The organism is Nocardiopsis sp. Huas11 (genome assembly GCF_003634495.1).
Lineage (GTDB): Bacteria > Actinomycetota > Actinomycetes > Streptosporangiales > Streptosporangiaceae > Nocardiopsis.
In genome coordinates this window covers 1,999,849-2,017,691 of record NZ_RBKY01000001.1, presented here as the reverse complement: position 1 = coordinate 2,017,691, position 17,843 = coordinate 1,999,849, and the positions used below count along the sequence as shown (strand labels likewise).

At 72.8% G+C, this 17,843-nt stretch carries 14 protein-coding genes; 10 read left to right on the top strand and 4 right to left on the bottom strand.

The features are described from left to right. Nucleotides 1-9 precede the first annotated feature (9 nt). A complete protein-coding gene (locus tag DFP74_RS08940) occupies nucleotides 10-543 on the bottom strand; it encodes a hypothetical protein (protein ID WP_233570886.1) in 534 nt (177 codons plus the stop codon). Nucleotides 544-1,051: 508 nt separating this feature from the next. On the opposite strand from DFP74_RS08940, the gene DFP74_RS08935 reads away from it, so the two are divergent. The 7 genes from DFP74_RS08935 (at nucleotide 1,052) to DFP74_RS08905 (ending at nucleotide 9,951) form a co-directional block, all read left to right on the top strand. Beyond that, on the top strand, nucleotides 1,052-1,702 hold the full coding sequence (locus DFP74_RS08935; RefSeq protein WP_121181258.1) for a hypothetical protein: 651 nt from the start codon (nucleotides 1,052-1,054) through the stop codon (nucleotides 1,700-1,702). Further along, nucleotides 1,699-2,562: a C40 family peptidase gene (locus tag DFP74_RS08930; protein ID WP_233570885.1), complete on the top strand. Its 864-nt coding sequence runs from the start codon at nucleotides 1,699-1,701 to the stop codon at nucleotides 2,560-2,562. Before DFP74_RS08935 ends, DFP74_RS08930 begins: the two co-directional genes overlap by 4 nt. Before the next feature lie 42 nt (nucleotides 2,563-2,604). Beyond that, a complete protein-coding gene (locus tag DFP74_RS08925; protein WP_121181257.1) occupies nucleotides 2,605-3,006 on the top strand; it encodes a hypothetical protein in 402 nt (133 codons plus the stop codon). Between the two features lie 231 nt (nucleotides 3,007-3,237). Beyond that, on the top strand, nucleotides 3,238-4,215 hold the full coding sequence (locus tag DFP74_RS08920) for a MoxR family ATPase (protein ID WP_199725875.1): 978 nt from the start codon (nucleotides 3,238-3,240) through the stop codon (nucleotides 4,213-4,215). Then, the gene (locus DFP74_RS08915; protein ID WP_121181256.1) at nucleotides 4,215-5,342 is read left to right on the top strand and encodes a DUF58 domain-containing protein; all 1,128 of its coding nucleotides are present in this window, start codon (nucleotides 4,215-4,217) and stop codon (nucleotides 5,340-5,342) included. Before DFP74_RS08920 ends, DFP74_RS08915 begins: the two co-directional genes overlap by 1 nt. Continuing rightward, on the top strand, nucleotides 5,330-7,666 hold the full coding sequence (locus tag DFP74_RS08910; protein WP_121181255.1) for a transglutaminase domain-containing protein: 2,337 nt from the start codon (nucleotides 5,330-5,332) through the stop codon (nucleotides 7,664-7,666). Before DFP74_RS08915 ends, DFP74_RS08910 begins: the two co-directional genes overlap by 13 nt. After that, nucleotides 7,663-9,951 carry a serine/threonine-protein kinase gene (locus tag DFP74_RS08905; protein WP_158612984.1) on the top strand — a complete coding sequence of 763 codons (2,289 nt, stop codon included), beginning with the start codon at nucleotides 7,663-7,665 and terminating at the stop codon, nucleotides 9,949-9,951. Before DFP74_RS08910 ends, DFP74_RS08905 begins: the two co-directional genes overlap by 4 nt. Nucleotides 9,952-9,972: 21 nt before the next feature. Here DFP74_RS08905 and DFP74_RS08900 read toward each other — a convergent pair whose 3' ends face one another. After that, a complete protein-coding gene (locus DFP74_RS08900; protein WP_233570883.1) occupies nucleotides 9,973-10,455 on the bottom strand; it encodes a spore-associated protein in 483 nt (160 codons plus the stop codon). Then, on the bottom strand, nucleotides 10,455-12,674 hold the full coding sequence (locus tag DFP74_RS08895; protein ID WP_121181253.1) for a fibronectin type III domain-containing protein: 2,220 nt from the start codon (nucleotides 12,672-12,674) through the stop codon (nucleotides 10,455-10,457). Before DFP74_RS08895 ends, DFP74_RS08900 begins: the two co-directional genes overlap by 1 nt. A 450-nt stretch (nucleotides 12,675-13,124) precedes the next feature. Here DFP74_RS08895 and DFP74_RS08890 point away from each other — a divergent pair, with 450 nt between their 5' ends. From DFP74_RS08890 to DFP74_RS08880, 3 genes are all read left to right on the top strand, one after another. Next, on the top strand, nucleotides 13,125-14,786 hold the full coding sequence (locus tag DFP74_RS08890) for a serine/threonine-protein kinase (protein ID WP_121181252.1): 1,662 nt from the start codon (nucleotides 13,125-13,127) through the stop codon (nucleotides 14,784-14,786). Nucleotides 14,787-14,820: 34 nt separating this feature from the next. Then, nucleotides 14,821-15,246 carry a spore-associated protein A gene (locus tag DFP74_RS08885; RefSeq protein WP_121181251.1) on the top strand — a complete coding sequence of 142 codons (426 nt, stop codon included), beginning with the start codon at nucleotides 14,821-14,823 and terminating at the stop codon, nucleotides 15,244-15,246. A gap of 376 nt (nucleotides 15,247-15,622) precedes the next feature. Continuing rightward, complete coding sequence (locus DFP74_RS08880; protein ID WP_147453843.1) at nucleotides 15,623-16,687, top strand: hypothetical protein; 1,065 nt, start codon at nucleotides 15,623-15,625, stop codon at nucleotides 16,685-16,687. 237 nt (nucleotides 16,688-16,924) lie between these two features. On the opposite strand, the gene DFP74_RS08875 is transcribed toward DFP74_RS08880, so the two are convergent. Further along, nucleotides 16,925-17,602, bottom strand: a complete 678-nt coding sequence (locus tag DFP74_RS08875; protein WP_121181249.1) for a hypothetical protein — start codon at nucleotides 17,600-17,602, stop codon at nucleotides 16,925-16,927. Nucleotides 17,603-17,843: the final 241 nt, after the last annotated feature.

Genomic DNA, 17,843 nt, shown 5'->3' with positions numbered 1-17,843 from the left:
CCGCTCTCCTCACCCTGCGCCCTGCTGCGACAGGGTCTCGGTCGCTGCGCTGAGGCAGGCTTTTCTGATCTCCTCCAGGGCCCTTCTGGCCTTCGCCGGCAGCTTCACCCGGTCCGCGTCGACGGCGTCGACGTAGCGTAGCGACGGGACGAAGGGGAACCGGACGAGGTGTCCGACCCGGTCCCGTACCAGGCGCAGACGCGCCCTGGACTCGGACGGTTCTGGTCCGGATCCGTCGGCCACGACCACCAGGGCCGCGGGGCGCAGCCCGTTGCGTTCGAGGACGTTGATGACCTCCGCGGCACGGGCCGTCCCGGCGACACTGTCGCGGCAGGTGAGGACGAGGGGTCGGCCGAAGGTGCCGATCTCCCCCCGTTCGGCGTCGTACGCGCCGAGGTCCCAGGGGGTCTTCAACAGGACACGCAGAGTCGTGGTGCCGGCCCCGCCGTGGCACCCCAGTACAACCGTCTCCTCGCGCCAGTCGGTCAGGTCGTCGGTACGTGGGACCTCCGGGCCGATGGCTTCGGGTCCGCGCTTCGCCATCGCTTCGACTCCCCTCACCGGCTTCGCTTCGTGGAAGTGTCGTCTCCCCGTCCGGGTCGACGTGGGGACCTCGCGGACATGGTCGGTGTCAGCGGCACCGTGGTCCGGGTCTGGGGACGGACGGCAGGCAATATATACCGGCCTGACCGGAAGTCGGGCAAGTGAGTTGTCCCATCATGATGACTTTGAGTAGCCGATGATGGGTGAGCCACGCGGCCAAAGTGAAGGAATGAAGTCCTTGTTCACGAACGGAAGAGACTCGGATGGCTCTTCTGCGTGATCACCCTTGGTCAATGGGCAGAAGGGCTCCGGGTGGACCTTTCTCGCCACGGTCTCCCGGCGAAGGGCGGGAAAGGGAACGTCATCGAAGCGTTAGGAAAAGTCGCTCTTCGTGACACATGTGGTTCTTGGTTTCTCTTGCGTTCTTGACTCGATGCGGGTATGGATGGTCCGTTCGTGTCCGCATTCTCGACGAGTGGGTGCCCGTGATCAGAGTGGTGGGTCCGGCATGAGCGATTTCTCGGGGGGCTCGCGGGAGAAGACGATCGTGTTCGCGATCGTGGCCATCCTGGTCGTCGCCCTGGTGTTCCTCGGTTTCCAGCTCGTGTCGGGCGGCGATCCGGCCTCTGACCCGGGCCAGGGAACGAGCGTCTCTCCCGGGGCCGGGGCCGGGGATGGGGAGGCCGGGGGAGGAGCCCCTCGGGGGGAGCCCGTCGACGACGTCATGGCGATGATCCCCTTCTCCGAGGCCGAGCTCCAGACCGGAGCCGAGACCGCCCGGGACTTCATCACGTCCTACAGCGAGGCCCGACCCGAGGAGTCCGACGAAGAGCGCCTCGACCGGCTTTCACCGATGGTCTCCGAAGAGTTCTTCGGAGCGTTGGAGACCCTCGTTCTCAACACGCCGGACGCCGGCCTCCCGCAGGACCCGCAGCAGAACGACGCCTCGACGATGGTCACGGGTATCCGCCACATCGGCACCGAATCGGTCATCTTCGTGGTGGAGGTGCACTTCCAGGCGAACGCCGGGAGCGAGGGCGCGAACCAGCCCCTGCCCTACGCGTACGCGGTCACCATGGTGCCTCAGGGAGGCGACTGGACCGTCTTCGCCTTCCAAGGTGCGGCCGTGGGCAACGTTGGCGAGGGCGGGGGCGCGTGAACGGCCATCGTGTCGGCTTCGCCGCGGCGGCCCGCGTCTGGTCGCGCATGCGTGGATTCCTGCTGGCCCCGCGCGGCCGGGACGGCGACCGGGGCGCTGCCGCGAGGGTGGTGGGTGGCGTGGCGGGCCTCGCGGCCATGGGGGGCATCGCCTTCGCCTCGGCCATGTGCGGACCGGCCGATACGACCACGGACGCGTTCGGCCCGACCGGGAGCGGCCTGACCGGGAATGCCTTCCAGACGTCCGCGTCGTCGTCCGCCGCCCACGAGACGACCTCCCCCAGCGAGTACGACGGGGCGGAGTCCGTCTCGTCGTACGCCGACCCTGTCGTCCAGCGGGTCGCCGCCGACTCGGGCTCGGACGGGGGCTGTGCCCAGGACAGCGGAGTCGACCAGGCCGCCTTCCGCGGAAACGCGGGCGCATCGCACCGGGGGGTGGTGGAGTACGTGCGGGGGCAGATCGGCAAACCCTACGTCTGGGGTGCGACGGGGCCCGACAGCTTCGACTGCTCGGGCCTGGCCATGGCCGCGTGGAACGACGTGGGAGTCCAGATACCGAGGACGACCTTCGACCAGTGGAACGGGGGCATGCCCAGCTCCACCTGGGACGGGGCCGACGTCGCCGTCGTGCAGAAGAAGCCCCTCGACGTCGACTCGCTCCAGCCTGGCGACCTCCTGTATCTGCACTATAAGGGTGATCCCCCCTCCCATATGGGGATCTACGTCGGCGGAGGCGAGATGATCCACGCCCCGGCCCCGGGCAGTACGGTCACCCAGGTGTCGATCGAAACGCCCTACTACCAGGACCACTTCGTCGGTGCGATCCGCCTCGATCCGGGACCGGCGACCGCCGAGGTCTGATCGGCGTCCCACACTGAAATACGACCGAAAGGACGGCTCACCATGCCACTTCCGCTCGCAGCCATCGCCGCGCCCGTCGCGGGAACCGCGCTCCGATTCGTCGGGCAGCGGGCCCTCATGCCCGCGCTCCGGTTCGTCGGCAGCAAGGGCGCGTCCTGGCTCGCCCGCCAGGGCGGCTGGAAGGGTCTGGGCAAGACGATGGCCCTGGGAACACTGAAGGGCGGCCTCAAGCTCCTGGGCAAGGGTCTCGGAGCTCTCGGCGGTGCGCTGCCCGGCGCGGCCATGGCGGTCGCCGGAGCGGCCGGGGCCGCGTTGAACGGCGCGCTCAACGGCGGAATCCTCGCCATGCTGGCGCAGACCTTCGAAGCGGGAGCGTCCGGGCAGAGCTACGGAATGGGTTCCAGCCTCACACCGCATCAGAAGAAGTTCGCGTTGACGGCGTAGGCCCGCCGTCCGTGCGGGGCGACCGCCTCTGGAAGCGGTCGCCCCGGTCGCTCACCCCCGCCCCTTCTCCAACCACCGCCGATCGCGGTAGCCTCACCTTCGTGAGCGCCTTCCCCTGCGCTCCCGCCGCGCCGCCTCCCCCTGAGACGACGGCGCCCACTCCTTCACCACCCCTTGCGGAAAGACGCACCCTCTGTGAACCACCCTGCCTTCCCCGCCTCGTCAGCGCCGATGACGGCGGACGAGGCCGTGCTCCTCGCGGACGAGTTCGACGGCATGGTCGCCTCCGTCGGATCGGCCGTCCTCGGCAAGACCGACGTCGTCCGACTGGCCCTGGTCGCCATGCTCACCCAGGGCCACATCCTGTTGGAGGACGTGCCCGGCACCGGCAAGACCACGCTCGCGCGGGCCATCGCGGCGGCCGTCGGCGGTGAGTGGCGGCGGATCCAGTTCACGCCCGACCTGCTGCCCTCCGACGTCACCGGCGTCACGGTCTTCCACCAGGGCACGCGCGAGTTCGAGTTCCACCCCGGACCGGTGTTCGCCAACGTCGTCGTGGCCGACGAGATCAACCGGGCCTCGCCCAAGACCCAGTCCTCGCTGCTGGAGGTCATGGAGGAGCGCACGGTCACCGTGGACGGCCACGCCCACGCCGTCCCCTCGCCCTTCCTGGTCGTGGCCACCCAGAACCCGGTCGAGATGTCGGGCACCTACCGGCTGCCCGAAGCGCAGCTGGACCGTTTCCTGATGCGGCTCACGCTGGGCTACGCCGACCCCGCGGCCGAACTCGCCATCATCCGGGGCGACCGGCTCACTTCGCCGGGCGACCTCAAACCCAGCACCGACCCCGAGCGGATGGCGTGGATCCGTCAGAGCGCGAACCGGGTGCACGTCCACGACGCCGTCTACGAGTACATCCTGCGCGTCGCCCACGCGACCCGGGCGCACGCCTCGCTCAGTGTGGGCCTGTCCACCCGTTCGACGGTGGCGATGGTCCAGGCGATGCGGATGCTCGCGCTCACCTCGGGCCGGCCCCACGTCGAGCCCGAGGACGTCAAGCTCCTGGCCCAGCCCGTGTGGGCGCACCGGCTCGTCCTGTCCCCGGAGGCCTCGGTCGGGGGACGCGGCGGGTCCGACGTCCTGGCGGAGATCCTGACGGAGACCCCGGCGCCCTCGCCGCGGGACCCGGGAGCACCGGCGGGCCGCTGATGCCGACGTCACGGGGATGGCTGGTCGCCGCCGTGGGCGCGCTCCTGCTCGCCGTCGGGGTCGTGTCCCAGTACCAGGAGATCGCTCTGCTCGGCGGCGTCGCGGTGACCGTGGTGGCCGTCGCGGTCCTGCTGGTCGGCCGTCCCGGCGAGGTGCGCGTGCGGCGCTCGGTCCCGGTCGTGCGCACCTCGCCGGGCGCCTCCGTGCGGGTCGTGCTCGATGCCCGCAACACCGGACGGCGGGCGGTGCGGATCACCGAGCGCGTGCTCGCCTCCGGTGCCGGGCGGCCCGTCGCGCAGCGCCCCTTGGCCGGGCGCGCCGAGGCGACCGTGGAGTACCGGATCACCGCCTCGCGCCGGGGCGTGCTCGAACTCGGCCCGCTCCAGGCCGGGCGGTCGGACCCGCTGGGCCTGGCCTCGGTGCGCCGCGGCTACGGCGACACCGACCGGCTCTGGGTCCACCCGCGCTGGGAGTACCTGCGCGCCGTGCCGATCGGCCGCGTGGCCGACCCCGACGGCGCGGCCGACGGAGCCCCGGCGGGCACCCTGACCTTCCACACGCTCCGCGACTACGTGGTGGGCGACGATCTGCGGCACGTCCACTGGCGCAGCTCCGCGCGCCTGGACAAGCTCGTCATGCGCGAGTACATCGACACCTCCCGCACCCGTGTGTGCGTCATCGTCGACGACCGGCCCACGCCCGGCGGCGAGGGCCGCCTGGACGAGGTGACCGGGGCCGCCGCCTCCATCCTGGCCACCGGTGTTAGGGCGTCCCTGCACTGCGAGCTGCGCCTGGCCGGCGGGCGGGCCCGGGAGAGCACGGGCGGTCTCCCGCCTCTGCTCGACCTGCTCGCCGAGGCGCGCACCGTCCCGGGCACCGACCTGGCCGCCGCACTGACGGCGGCCCGGAGCCGTCCGTCGGGGGACACCGCGATCCTGGTCAGCGGAGCGCTGGACACCGCCGACCTGCGGGCGTTCGCGCGGCTCTCGGATCGCTACGCAGGGCTGGTCGCCGTCGTCGTCGGCGCGCGGGAGCACCCGACCGCGCCCGCGGACGTCACGCTGCTCACGTCCGGCGACGCCGCCGGATTCGCCGACCGCTGGAACGAGGCGCCATGGTCACGGTGACGCGGCCCCGGTCGGAGGAGGCGCGCGAGGTCCCCGGACCCGCCGCGGACTCGTCGCGCGGGCACCCGGCCGGGCCGGTTCCTCCGGCCCGCGTCGGGGCCGCCCCCGCGACGGCGCTGGTCCTGGCCGCGGCGGCGGGCTCGGTGGCGATCGCCCCCGGGTACGCGCTGCCCGCCCAGGTCTACGCGGTGGTGCCCGCCTGCGCGCTCCTCGGCGTCCTGGTCACCCTGGGGCTGCGGCGCCGGATGTCCGCGTCCGCCGGTCTCCTGGCGGGGCTGGCCGTCCCGCTGGCCGTCGTGGTGGCGTGCTCGGTGTGGCTGCCCGGAGAGGGCACCGGCGTGGTCGGCTCCGCGGTGGAGGCCGTCCTGCACTCGGGCGCGCGCATCCTGACGAGCACGGCGCCGACCCCGGTCAACGCGGACACCCTCGCACTGCCGGTCCTGGCCACCTGGCTGACCGCCGCCGCCTCGGCACTGGCGTGGTGCGGCCGTCGCCGCGCGCTCGCCCTGGTGCCGGGTCTGCTGCTGCTGGTCGGCGCGGTCGTGCTCAACGGGCCCGTCGCGCCACCCGGTTTTCCCGCGATCGGCATGCTCACGGTCGCCGCGGTGCTGCTGATGTCGGCGTCGATGGACCGGTCGGAGGCCGACCGGCCGGACCCAGCGGGCCTGAGCATCGAGGTCGACACCGCGGGCGCGGCCCCGCCGGGTCGACTGCGGCGGAACCTGGCCACCGGGGTGGTCGCGGCGCTGACCGCCGGGGCCGTGGTGTTCGCCGGGCCCGTCCTGCTCGCCGGTTGGAACGCCGAGCCCGGCGACCCGCGTGAGGCGATGAGCCCGCCCATGGACCCCCAGGCGGCGCTCAACCCGCTCGGCTACCTCGCCGGGTGGGCCGCCGACGCGGACGAACCCCTGCTCACCGTCACCGCCGACGACCCGGTCAGCCTGCGGTGGGTGACACTGGCGGACTTCACCGGGACCACCTGGCTCCCCCAGGCGGGCTACCGGTCCGCGGGCGGGACGTTCCCCGAACCCGTGCCGCCGCTGCCGCACGCCACCGAACGCGCTGTGGAGATCGCCGTAGGGGAGGACCTGCCGGGCGGCTGGGTCCCCGTCGTCGGATCTCCGAGCCGGATCGACCTGGCGTCCCCGGGCTACGACGCGTTCTCCGGCACCGTCGTCAACATGGACGGTCCGGTGGCCGGCACCCGTTACCAGGTCACCGGCGACGTCGCCGACTGGCGTGCGGACGAGCTGGCCAGGGCCTCCACGCCCGCCGACGCGCTCTTCGAGGACTACCGCGAGCTCCCGGCCGGAGCGCCGCCGGTCCTCAACGAGGTCGTCGCCGCCGTCGCCAGCGAGGGCGCGCCCTATGCCCGCGCCCGCGCCCTGGCGGACTACCTGAAGGAGTCGCACACCTTCGATCCCGAGACCCCCGGCGGCCACGGCTACGCCAACGTCGCCGCGATCCTCGCCCAGCCCGGGGCGCAGGGCGGCGGCACCTCGGAGCAGTTCGCCAGCGCTTTCGCGCTGCTGGCCAGAGCCGCTGGACTCCCGAGCCGCGTCGCCGTCGGATTCGGGCCCGGGACGGACGGCGGAGCCGGCGCCCACACGGTCTACACGGGCGACGCCGTCGCCTGGGGCGAGGTCTACTTCGAGGGCGTCGGATGGGTGCCGTTCTCGGTGACGCCCGGCGTGGAGGGCGGGGACACCGCGGACGAGGCCCCCCAGGACGCGGCGGAGCCGGAGGAGGCCGAGAACCCGGCGGACGAGGAGCCGTCGACGGACGACGCCCACGACGTCTCCGCGCCGCGCGAGGACCGGAACCGGACACCCTGGTGGGTGGTGGCCGCGGTCGCCGGCGGACTGGTCGCCCTGGTCCTGGCCGTCCCGGTGCTGCGGCTCCTGCGCAGGCGGCGACGCCTGGGGTCCGGCCCACCCGCGAGGCGCGTCATGGGCGCGTGGCGGGAGCTGCGCGAGGATCTGCGCATGTGCGAGGTGACGGTGCCCCCGGGGAACACGGTCGCGGACACGGTGGACCTGGCACGCGGTCTGCTTCCCGAGAGGGCCCGGGCGTGGGCCGAGGTGGACCTCGCCCGGCTCCGGCGCACGGTGAACGCCGTCGGGTTCTCCGCCGGGGCCGGCGTCCCCGAGGAGCAGGCGTCGGCCATCGCCGACGGCATCCGCCGACAGTCGCGGGTACTGCGCCTCAGCCGGGGCCGCGCGAGAGCTCTCACCTGGTGGTTCGATCCGCGCCCGCTGTTCTGGCGGGACCCGGCGGGCCGCCGCCGAGGGCGGGAGAGGCAGAGAGGAGGGGCGTCGTCGTGAGAGAGCACAGGGGCAGCCTGGTACCCGGGTTCCACTCCCTGGAGGTACTGCGCAGGGGAGCGGAGTCGACCGTCTACCGCGCGCTGCGGGAGAGCGATGACGAGCGGATCGTCCTGAAGGTCATGCGCGGCGCGAACGGCGCGGGGGAGGTCGAGCGGCTTCGTGAGCTGTCCGGGCTGCCGGGTGTGGTCCACATGGTCGACGACGGTCTGACGTCGTCCGGACGGCCCTTCGCCGCCCTGGCGCACCTGCCCGAGGGGGACTACGGCACGGCGCTCCACGACCGTGCGCCACTGCCGGTCGACGAGGTGGTGGAGGTGGGCCGGGCGGTGGCCCGGGCGCTGGAGGCCGTGCACGCCCTGGGCCTGCTGCACCACGCCGTGGAACCGGACAACCTGCTGGTGTCCGCGGAGGGGGCCGTGCTCGCCGACGCGGGCGCCGTGCTGCCCGCGGAGTCCGTTCCACCGGAGGTCGGGCTCGACACGGACGCCCTGCGGTACGCACCCCCGGAGGCCCTGCGCGGCGAGCCGCACTCGGCCGCCTCCGACGTCTACCGGCTGGCGGCCACCCTGTGGACGCTCCTGGCCGGTCACGCGCCGTTCGACGGCGACCAGGGCGACCCGTTCGGGCAGCGTGAGCGCATGCTGACCGGGGCCCCGCCGCCCCTGCCCCGTGACGACGTGCCCGCCACGCTGGAGGGGGTCCTGCTCCAGGCGCTGTCCAAGGATCCGGCGGAGCGCTTTTCCACGGCGCGCGCGTTCGCCGAGGCGCTGGAGGCGGCGTCGCTCCCTCCGGCGGTCTCCGCACCGGCCGTCCCGGCCGCTCCGGAAGCAGGGCCTGCCACGGGGGCGGAGACGATACCCGTCGCTTTCCCGGTCGCCCTCGGTACCGACGACGCGTCGGTGGGCGGGGCCGAGGCGCCCGAGCCCATGGAGTCCGCCTGGTGGGAGGCGGACGACGCGCCTTCCGGAGAGGAAGCGCTACCCGTTGTGGAAGGGCCCCCGGGAGACTCCGCCTGGTGGGAGGAAGAGGACGAGTCCGCTGCGGGGGGTGTGCCACCCGTCGTGGAAGGGCCCTCTGCGAACGATGCGCCATCTGTGGACGTCGAACCCCCAGAGGTCCTTTCCGCCGTGGAGGCCGAGCCCTCCGAACCTTCCGGGCCGACGGAGTCCGCGTGGTGGGAGGCGGATGAGGAGGCCTCTGAGGGTGACGTGTCGCCTGGGGAGGGGAAGTCTCCTGCGGGAGACGCAGTTGGTGCAGACGAAGCGCCTTCTGCGGAGCCCTCTGAGGGGGGCGTGCCACCCGTGGCGAAAGCGTCCCCTGCTGACGGCGCGCCCTCTGTGGACGTTGAGCCTTCAGACGCCCTTCTCACCGTCGGGGCCGCACGCTCAGAACCGAGGGGGTCCGCGTGGTGGGAGGCGGACGACGAGGATTTCGACGCCGAAGCGGCCGAGCGGCTGGAGTCCGCGTGGTGGGACGAGGCGAAGGAGACCTCGGAGCACGCGCCCGAAGCGGCGGAGGTACGGGCCACGGCCTCGGACGGCCATCCACCCGCGACCGGGGACGGATTCGCCCACCGGCGAACCGACCGTTTCGGTCCCGAGGTGGTGGCGGCGTCCCCGGTGAGCCGCGACGATCGTTCACCCGCACCCGCACCCGCACCCGCACCCGCACCCGCTCGCGGCGGCGACCCCTGGGGCGGCCTGGACGACGAGCCCGCTCCCGCGCAGGCAGGGTCCGCGACGCCCGAGCCGTCCCGGCCGTTCAGCCAGGACCCGGCGCAGGCCCGGCGACCGGCTCCGCCCGTGCCGCGTGTGCGGGCCACTCCGCTGCCGAACCGCCGATGGCCCCGGTACGCGGCCATCGCCGTGGCGGCGGCCGTCGTGCTCGCCGCCGTGGTGGCCGTGGCGGTGGTGGTGCTGCGTCCGGGATCGGCGGAACCGGACGAGGCGGCTTCGCCGCCCCCGCCCGCCGACGACGCCTCGAACGCCCCACCCGCCAGTGTGATCGAGGAAGGGGCTCCCACGGGGGTCGAGCTGGCCGACTCGGGGGACGCCGTGGTCGTGTCCTGGGAGGACAACACCGGCGGGGAGGCGTCGCACCACGTGGTGGGCGGTCCGTTCGGCTCCGTCCCCGCTCCGCTCGGCGAGGTGGTGCCGGGGGAGACCGAGGTCGCCGTACGGGACCTGGAAGCCGCCGAGGACTACTGCTTCACCGTCATCGCGGTCCTGAGCGTGGACGAGGTCGCCTACTCCGACCAGGCGTGCACGACCCGTGATGGGTGAGGCGCGCCGGACGTCTGCGCCTCACTCCTCGCAGTTGGTGCCGGTCCGGCTCGCGGACTGGTCGCCCACGGCTCCGGTGTAGTCGACGCAGATGCCTCTGGCGGAGACGTAGACGGGGCCTGCGTACTCGCCGAAGTTTCCGTGGTCCCAGGCACCGGCGCCGCTCCCGGCCAGCCGGAGGCCGACGTCCATGTACACGGTCCCCACCCCGTTGTTGGTGGTGACGGCGCAGTTGTAGGTGTCGTCGTAGAGCAGGTGTACGGTTCCCCCACCTCCTGGCACTGCCACACTGCCGACCGTCCGGAAGGGGCCTGCTCCGTCCGGAAGCCCGCGTCCGGTGTTGCACACCTGCGCCGGGTCGGCGCCCTGGGCGGCCGTGGCGGAGGTCAGGACCAGCGCTGACGTGGCCACGACGATCGCGCCGGCAGCACTGGCCCAGACGCGCTTGCGGGATTTCCTCGGCGACACGGCCGCCTCCTCGTGTGTGTGGTCCGTCGTGGGCATCAGCTGAACTCCCGCACGCAGGCGCCGGGGCTGGACGCGGATCCGTCGCCCTCGGTGCCGTCGGCGCCGAGCGCCGTCACGGTGAAGGAGTAGCAGCGGCCGCCGCCCCGGGTGAAGGTGTGCGAGGTCCCGCTCACCGTGACCGCGCCGCCCAGCGCCGAGCCGCCGCCGCCGCCCGGGGTGACGCGGTACTGGGCCGCGTTCTCCGCCGCCGTCCAGGTGACCGTGACCTGGTTTCCGCTGACGCTGTGGCTGACGTTGCTCGGAGCGCCGACCGTCTCGGAGCTCATGGTGATCGGGGAACTGGTGGCCGACCCGCCCTCGACACCGCCCTCGCCCCGCGCGGTGACCGTGAAGGTGTAGGTCTGCCCAGGGGTCAGTCCGGTGACCTGCACCGAGCTGCTCGTGGACGTGCGGTCGCTGGGCGCCGCGCCGCCACCGGTGTTGACGGAGGTGATCACGTAGTCGGCGGCGTTGTCCGCGGTGCTCCAGGAGACCGTCGCCGAGTCGTTGCCGGACGCCTCGGCCGTGACGTTGGACGGGTCGCCCGGCGCCGCTGTGTTGGGCGTGACCTCCGGGGTCTGGGCGGCCGGGCCGGTGCCGTACTCGTTGGTCGCCGTCACTCGGAAGCGGTAGGCGGTCCCGTTGGACAACCCGTCGATGCCGGCTCCGAGCTCCGTGCCCGCGACCGTGGTCGAGCCACCGTCCCAGGTGATGGCGTACTCCTCGACGGGCGCGTCCGGCGAGTACGCCTCGGGCCAGCTCAGGGACACCGAGCCGTCCCCGGAGGTGGCGGTGACGGGAGTCGGCGCGCCTGGTGCCACACCGGTCTCGTCCTCGTCATCGTCGTCCGGGGGCGGGGGCGGGTCTGCGGGAGCGGGCGTCACCGGTGCGGGCGCCGCGAGGTCCGTGGGGTCGGGCGTCCCCGGCCGAGGGCTCTCGCCGTCCGGCTGGGGCGTGCCGTCCTCCTGGTCCGGCTGGGGGACGTTCGGCCGCGGCCCTTGGGGCGCGGGCTTGTCCTCGTCCTCCTCGTCGCCGGGTCCCGGCGGCGGAGCGGTCTTGTCGATCACGCGCGCCTGGCCGTCCTGGTCGACCACGGCGGCCACCCCGGAGTCGGGCGCGTTGATGTACAGGTTGCCCTCGCGGGTCTCCAGTTCCAGCGGGCCCTGCGCGTCCGGCAGGGTGATCGGGTTCAGCTCCTCGCCCGAGGGCTGGAAGGCGCGCACCACGCCGTCCTCGTCGTAGGGCACGTAGAGGTGGCCCGCGTGGGGCACCGCGATCCCGCCGCCCTCATGACCGGTGGCCAGGTGACCGACGGTGGACGAGCCTCCCGGGTCCTGCACGGTGACGATGTCCCCGGATTCGGGGATCGTGACGGCGGCCAGGTCGCCCCGGGTGCGCAGCGGCATCTCGGCGCCCTCAAGCGGGATCGGAGAGGTGAGCGTCCGCGGCTCACCGCCGTTGCGCAGGGCGACCATGCCGTCCCCGGAGCGGTCGACCGCGAGCACGCCGTCGTCGAGGACCGTGACGGCGATGTCGGCGCCGGGGTCGGCCACCGAGGCCGTCTGGCTGATGGTGGCGTCCTCCTCTTGGACCTTGACCCCGACGACCGTGCCCTGGGTGGGCACACCCAGCCAGAGGGTGTCGGAGTCGTCGAAGGCTCCGCCCACGAGCGGGGCCGGGACCCTCAGCGAGGGACCGGTGGGTTGGAGGGTCGCGGGGTCGACCGCCCTGACCTCCCCGGCTCCGTGGTCGATGACCACGGCGGTGTCCTCGCCCAGGGCCAGGCTGACGTCCTCGCCCGCGCCCAGTTCGAGGACGCCGGAGAAGCCCATCTCCCGCAGGTCGATGGAGGTCACCCGGCCGGTGACGGGGTCGAGCAGGAGGAGGTAGTCGTCGTTCTGCGTGACCTGGACCCGGTTGCCGGCCGACTCGGGCAGCGCGGCGACGAGGTCGATCTGCCCGTTGTTGCCGTTCACCCGGACGCTCTCGCCGAGAGGGCTGCTCCAGAGCCAGACGGCGCCGTCGGACATCTCGTCGGCGCGCCCCATGGCTCCGGCGCCGAGGACCGTGCTGATGAGCGCGGCGCCGAGGACGGAGACCATCAGACCCGGGCCACTGGCGCGGACACGGTGCCCGAGAGCTGTGAGGGAACGGCGCAGCGAGCCGGACCGGGGGGTGGAGGGGTCCGACGCGGGGCTGGTGGGTTGGTCCACCATTCTGGGCTCCCTTGCGCGAGTGGGGCTCGTCGCGTTCCGTCGGTGAGAAGGCGCTCAACGCGACACGACGCGGATCCGGCGGGGCAGGGACCGGAGGAGGACAGGGGCGTGAGATGTCTAGCAGTGTTCCAGTGACGCCGTCAATATCCTTCCGTACGGGGACGAAAGCACCGCATCGGCTGGCATGCCGGGCTTTCGGGCAAGTCGGGGAGGTCACCCCGTCCAGCCTCATGCGACGTGTCGGCGACCGTGCACGGACGCGCGGCCGTCGATGTCGCCGGATCACGGCTCGGGAGTGTTCCCGGCCCAGGGTTCGCCCAGATTGTCCGTGTGATGGCGGGTGAGGGGCGCTACGATCCAAACGTCCCTTGATGACCTCTGACCCCACTGTGCCCAGCCGGCCCTGTCCACGCCTGCGCTCAACCCTCGTCCCACCAGGATCTGTTCGCAGTGAACCCACACCCCTCATCCGTCACCCTCCCGGCGTCCGCCACCGATCTGACCTCCACCGACCCCACCCGGATCGGTCCCTACCGGCCGATCAAGCGACTGGGTTCGGGCGGGATGGGCGTCGTGTACGCCGCCCACGCCGCCGGGGGCGAACTGGTCGCGGTCAAGCTCATCCATCCTGAGTACGCGTCCGACGCCGAGTTCCGGGCCCGCTTCGCCCGGGAGGTCGACCTGCTGCGCGCCGTGGGCGGAGCGTGCGCCGTCCCCCTGCTCGACGCTGACACCGCGGCCGAGCGGCCGTGGCTGGTCACCCCCCTGATCCGCGGCCTGACGCTCAGCGCCTACGTGCGCGAGTTCGGCGCTCTGGACGAACGGCTGCTGACCGGGCTCGCCGCCGGCGTGGCCGAGGCACTCGCCCAGATCCACGCGGCGGGCGTCGTGCACCGCGACCTCAAGCCCGCCAACATCGTCCTTTCGCCCGAAGGGCCCCGCGTCCTGGACTTCGGTGTGGCGCGGGCGGTGGACCAGACGGCGCTCACCCGGACCGGCACGGTCCTGGGCTCGCCCGGATGGATCAGCCCCGACCACTATCAGGGTGCCTCGCCCAGTACCTCCGACGACGTCTTCGCCTGGGGCGCGCTCGTCACGTACGCGGCCACGGGCCGACCGCCCTTCGGCCGTGGCGACCTGGCCGTGGTCGCCCACCGGGTGATCAGCGGCGAGGCCGACATGGACGGCTTCACCGGACCGCTGGCCGACCTGGCGCGGCGCGCGCTCGTCAAGGAGGGCGGTCGGCGGCCCACCGCCCTGGAGCTCGTCTCCGGGGTCGTCGCCGCGGGCCGTCCGGGGCACGCCATGGCCCCGGTGACCTCCGCGGCGGCGGCCGGCGGGGTCATGGGCGCGCTGGTCGACGACAACTGGCAGGGCGTGCGGGCCGCGCCCGAACGCGACTTCGCCGTCACGGCCATGCGCGAAGAGCGCACCACCGGGCGGATGCCGGCACTGGTGGGAGCGGGTGTGGCGGCCCTGGCCCTGATCGCCGGGCTGGGCTTCGGCGGCGTGGTGCTGGCCGGCAACTGGGACGCCCTGCCGATCGCCTCCTGGTTCTCCACCGAGGAGGACGGCGGCGAGGGCGGCGAGGCGTCCGGTGACGGGGACCCGGGTGCGCAGCGTCTCTCCGACTCACCCGACAAGGAGCCCACCGAGGACGCCTCCCCCTCCGAGGAGCCCTCCGAGGCTTCCTCCGAGGAGCCCTCGGAGGAAGCCTCGGAGGACGAGGACTCCGACGAGGGGTCCGGCGGGGAGGAGACGACCACGACGGCCACGGTCGGCGCGGGGGTCGGCGCCAGCGGCTCACGCCCCTCGGGCGAGCACGTGGTGGCCTTCCAGCCCTCGGGCGGCTCGGGCCGCTACGCGCGGCTGGACGGCGCGACGGTGCTGTGCGCGTGGAGCTTCTGCCAGGGGAACCAGAGCGGCGCGGTCGGCGACGGCATTGCCGGATCGGTCTCCTCCAGCCCGCAGGCCCTGACGGGCTACGCGAACTCGGGCGGCCGCACGGTGCTGGCCGAGGTCACCTACACCACCGACGGGGACGGCACCGTCACCATCACCCGCCTGGTCGAGCAGCACCGGGCCTCCGGCACCGGCTCCACTCCCTGGTAACGACGGACCACCGATGAACACGAACAGGACTGACATGCTGAGGACCTCCGCGCACCGGGCCTCGACCAGGATCGTCCCGGTGCTGAGCCTGGCGCTGAGCCTGGCCCTCCTCGTGGTCGTGGCCGACCCCGAGCCGGCGTCAGCCGCCTCCTACGGAGGCCAGTGCGGCAGCGGATACTCGAAGGTCAACGACGCCGCGATCAGCGGCGGCACGATCTTCCTCGCCTACAACTCCTCCTCCGGTAAGAACTGCGTGGTCGTGGTGCGCGACAGCACCGGCGCCGGGATGAACATGCACGCGGCGCTCAAGACCAGCGACGGGACGTCGTGGCAGACCGACAAGGGCGACTTCACGCAGTACGCGGGGCCGGTCTACCTGTCCGCGTCGGGCCAGTGCGTGGACTGGGGCGGCCAGATCGGCGGCGAGTGGGTCGTGCGCACCGGCACCAACTGCGGATAGCGGAGCGGGGACTGCGGGCCCGGCGGTCGGACCGGCGCCCGTGGCCGCGTGGAAGCGGCCATCCCCGCTCGCGGTGCCCGGGGACGCGTGCGGACGACGCGGGCGGGCCGGGGCCATGCACGGCATCTGCCGTCTTCGACCGCGTTTGCTACTCTCTGGACCGCTACACCAACGACTTCCCCTGACTTCCCCTGTCTTCCCCGAACACGGAGTACGGCGCTCTTCGGCGTGCGCGAATTCTCGCTGTCCCTCGCGCTGCGCGTGAGTGAAGGGTGCGTGGTACACCCCCTGGATCCTCGCGCGAAGGAGGGCTGTCATCGACGGTCCCAGAAGCGGAAACGGTCTGTTCGTCGCCGCCCCCCTGTCCCTGCTTCTGATGACCGGGATCGCGGTGGTGGACTCCGGCGCCATCACCACATGCGGCCCCGCGACCTCGGTGGCGGTCGACGCGAGCCAGGTCCCCGAGGACGCGATCGGTGACAGTGCGTGGAGCGGTGAGCAGTTGCAGAACGCGGCCGTCATCATCAACGTCGGCGGCGGCATGGACCTGTCGGTCACCGACCAGACCATCGGTGTGATGGTCGCCATGGGCGAATCGTCGCTCACGGTCCTCGACCGCGGGGACGCCGCGGGACCCGACTCGCGCGGACTGTTCCAGCAAAGGGACAACGGGGCCTGGGGGTCGTACGAGGACCGCATGGATCCCGTGCGCTCCAGCGAGATGTTCTTCGAGGCCATGGTGGCCAACGTCAAGGACCGCAGCGTCGACGGCGAGGACCCCGCGATGGCCGCGAGCCTGATCGCCCACCGAACCCAGCGCAACGCCGACCCGACCCACTACGCGCGCTTCTGGGCCGACGCCCAGCTCGTCGTGGCCGAGCTCGGCGGCGTCGCCGGTGACGCGGTCGCCATCAGCTCACAGCGCTGCGATCCCGTCGGAGGCGGGGGCCGACCCCAGATCAGTGACGACTGCGGCCCCGTCCAGGACAGCGCCACTCCGCTGGCCTGCCGTGCCTACGCCGCGCTCACGGCCGAGTTCGGCAACTTCTGGGACCCCGCGGGCGGCGTCGCGTGCCGGCGCGACGAGCCCGGCAGCGACCATCACACGGGTGCGGCCTGCGACTACATGATGTCCTCCATCGGACAGCGGCCCAGCGACGCCATGCACGCCCAGGCCCTCGTCGTGGTGCAGTGGTTGATGGACCACCACGAGGCCCTGGGCGTCACGTACATCCTCTACGACGAGGCGATCTGGACTCCCGGCCTCGACCCCGAAGGGGCCTGGGAGGAGGTCAACCGTTCGGAGAGCCACTACAGCTACGACTACTTCTACGGCGGCCCCGTGTGCAGCTCGCGGGTGGACCGCGCGAGTTGTGCCAATACGCTGGCCCACATCGATCACATCCACCTGTCCACCGTGGCCGATGCCGCCGTTGCCTGATGGCGCCGCGGGCTGGTCGGCTCATGGGCCGACGGGCGTATGGCAGCGCAGACGCGAAGGTCGACAGAGCCTCGTCGGGGGCGGCACGGACTTCTTCGCCTGCGACTCGTACACAGGCGAGAACCGCGTCGCCCGGGTGGACGGCGGCGCTGGCGGCGCGATCACCGTGGACGCCGCGCGCACGGGGCCGGACACGCGAACGGCCCCGCCGTGGCGGGGCCGTCGTCGTCGCGGGGATCAGGCAGGGAAGAACGAGAAGGCGCCGTACATCGAGATGCTCAGGGTGTGCTCGCTGACGGTGCCGCTCGCCTCGTCCAGGGACTGGCAGGTGAAGGGCGCGTCGGTGTCGGTCTCGCCGCGGACGAGGTCGGCGTCCATGTCGCAGAGCACGTGCTCGGTGTTCTCGCTGTAGCGCAGGGCGTCCTCGACGACCTCGCGGATGAGCGGGCCGTCGTGCAGCTCCGCCTGGTAGTTGATGAGGATGCCGGAGGACTCGATGGTGATCGTGTACTCGAACGGCTCACCGAGGAAGGTCACGGTGCAGGTGACCGACTCGCCCTCCTCGCCGGCGATCTCGGGGCACTCGTAGGTGGCGTCCGGGTCGTTGACCTTGGCGAACGTCGCGACCTGCTCCAGGGCCTCCCAAGCGATCCGGTCGCCCAGGGGCGCGTCCGATCCGGGCTCGGGCGGAAGTCCGGACGTGTCCAGCTCGGGTGCGGCGTCCGGGATGGGGCCCTGGTTGAAGTCCGCGGTGTCGACCTCCGCGGCCTCCTCCTCCATGGCCTCCTCGAAGGGGTCGGCGGTGGTTTCGGCCGGCGGGGGCTCCTCCGCGCCGGAACAGGCGGCCAGGGCCAGGGCGGAGCCGGCGGCCACCAGACCGAGGGTGATGCGTCGTGTGCGTGCGGGGTTCGACATCAGGGGAACGTCCTCAGGTCAGAGTGTGCGGGGTGAGCGCCGGACGCGGGGGCGCGGCGCTCGTGTGGTGAGTGTCCTCGGACGCCGAGTCGGTTGTGCCTGAGGGGCTAGTGTGACTTAGATCACCTCATGTGACACCCGGTGGCTCGTGTGCACCGGCGCCGCCCGCGGTTCGCCCACGTCCGCGCGGGCTCGGTCGGTCGGGGGTCAAGGGGGAGTCGGCGCCGTGTGAAGCACGGCA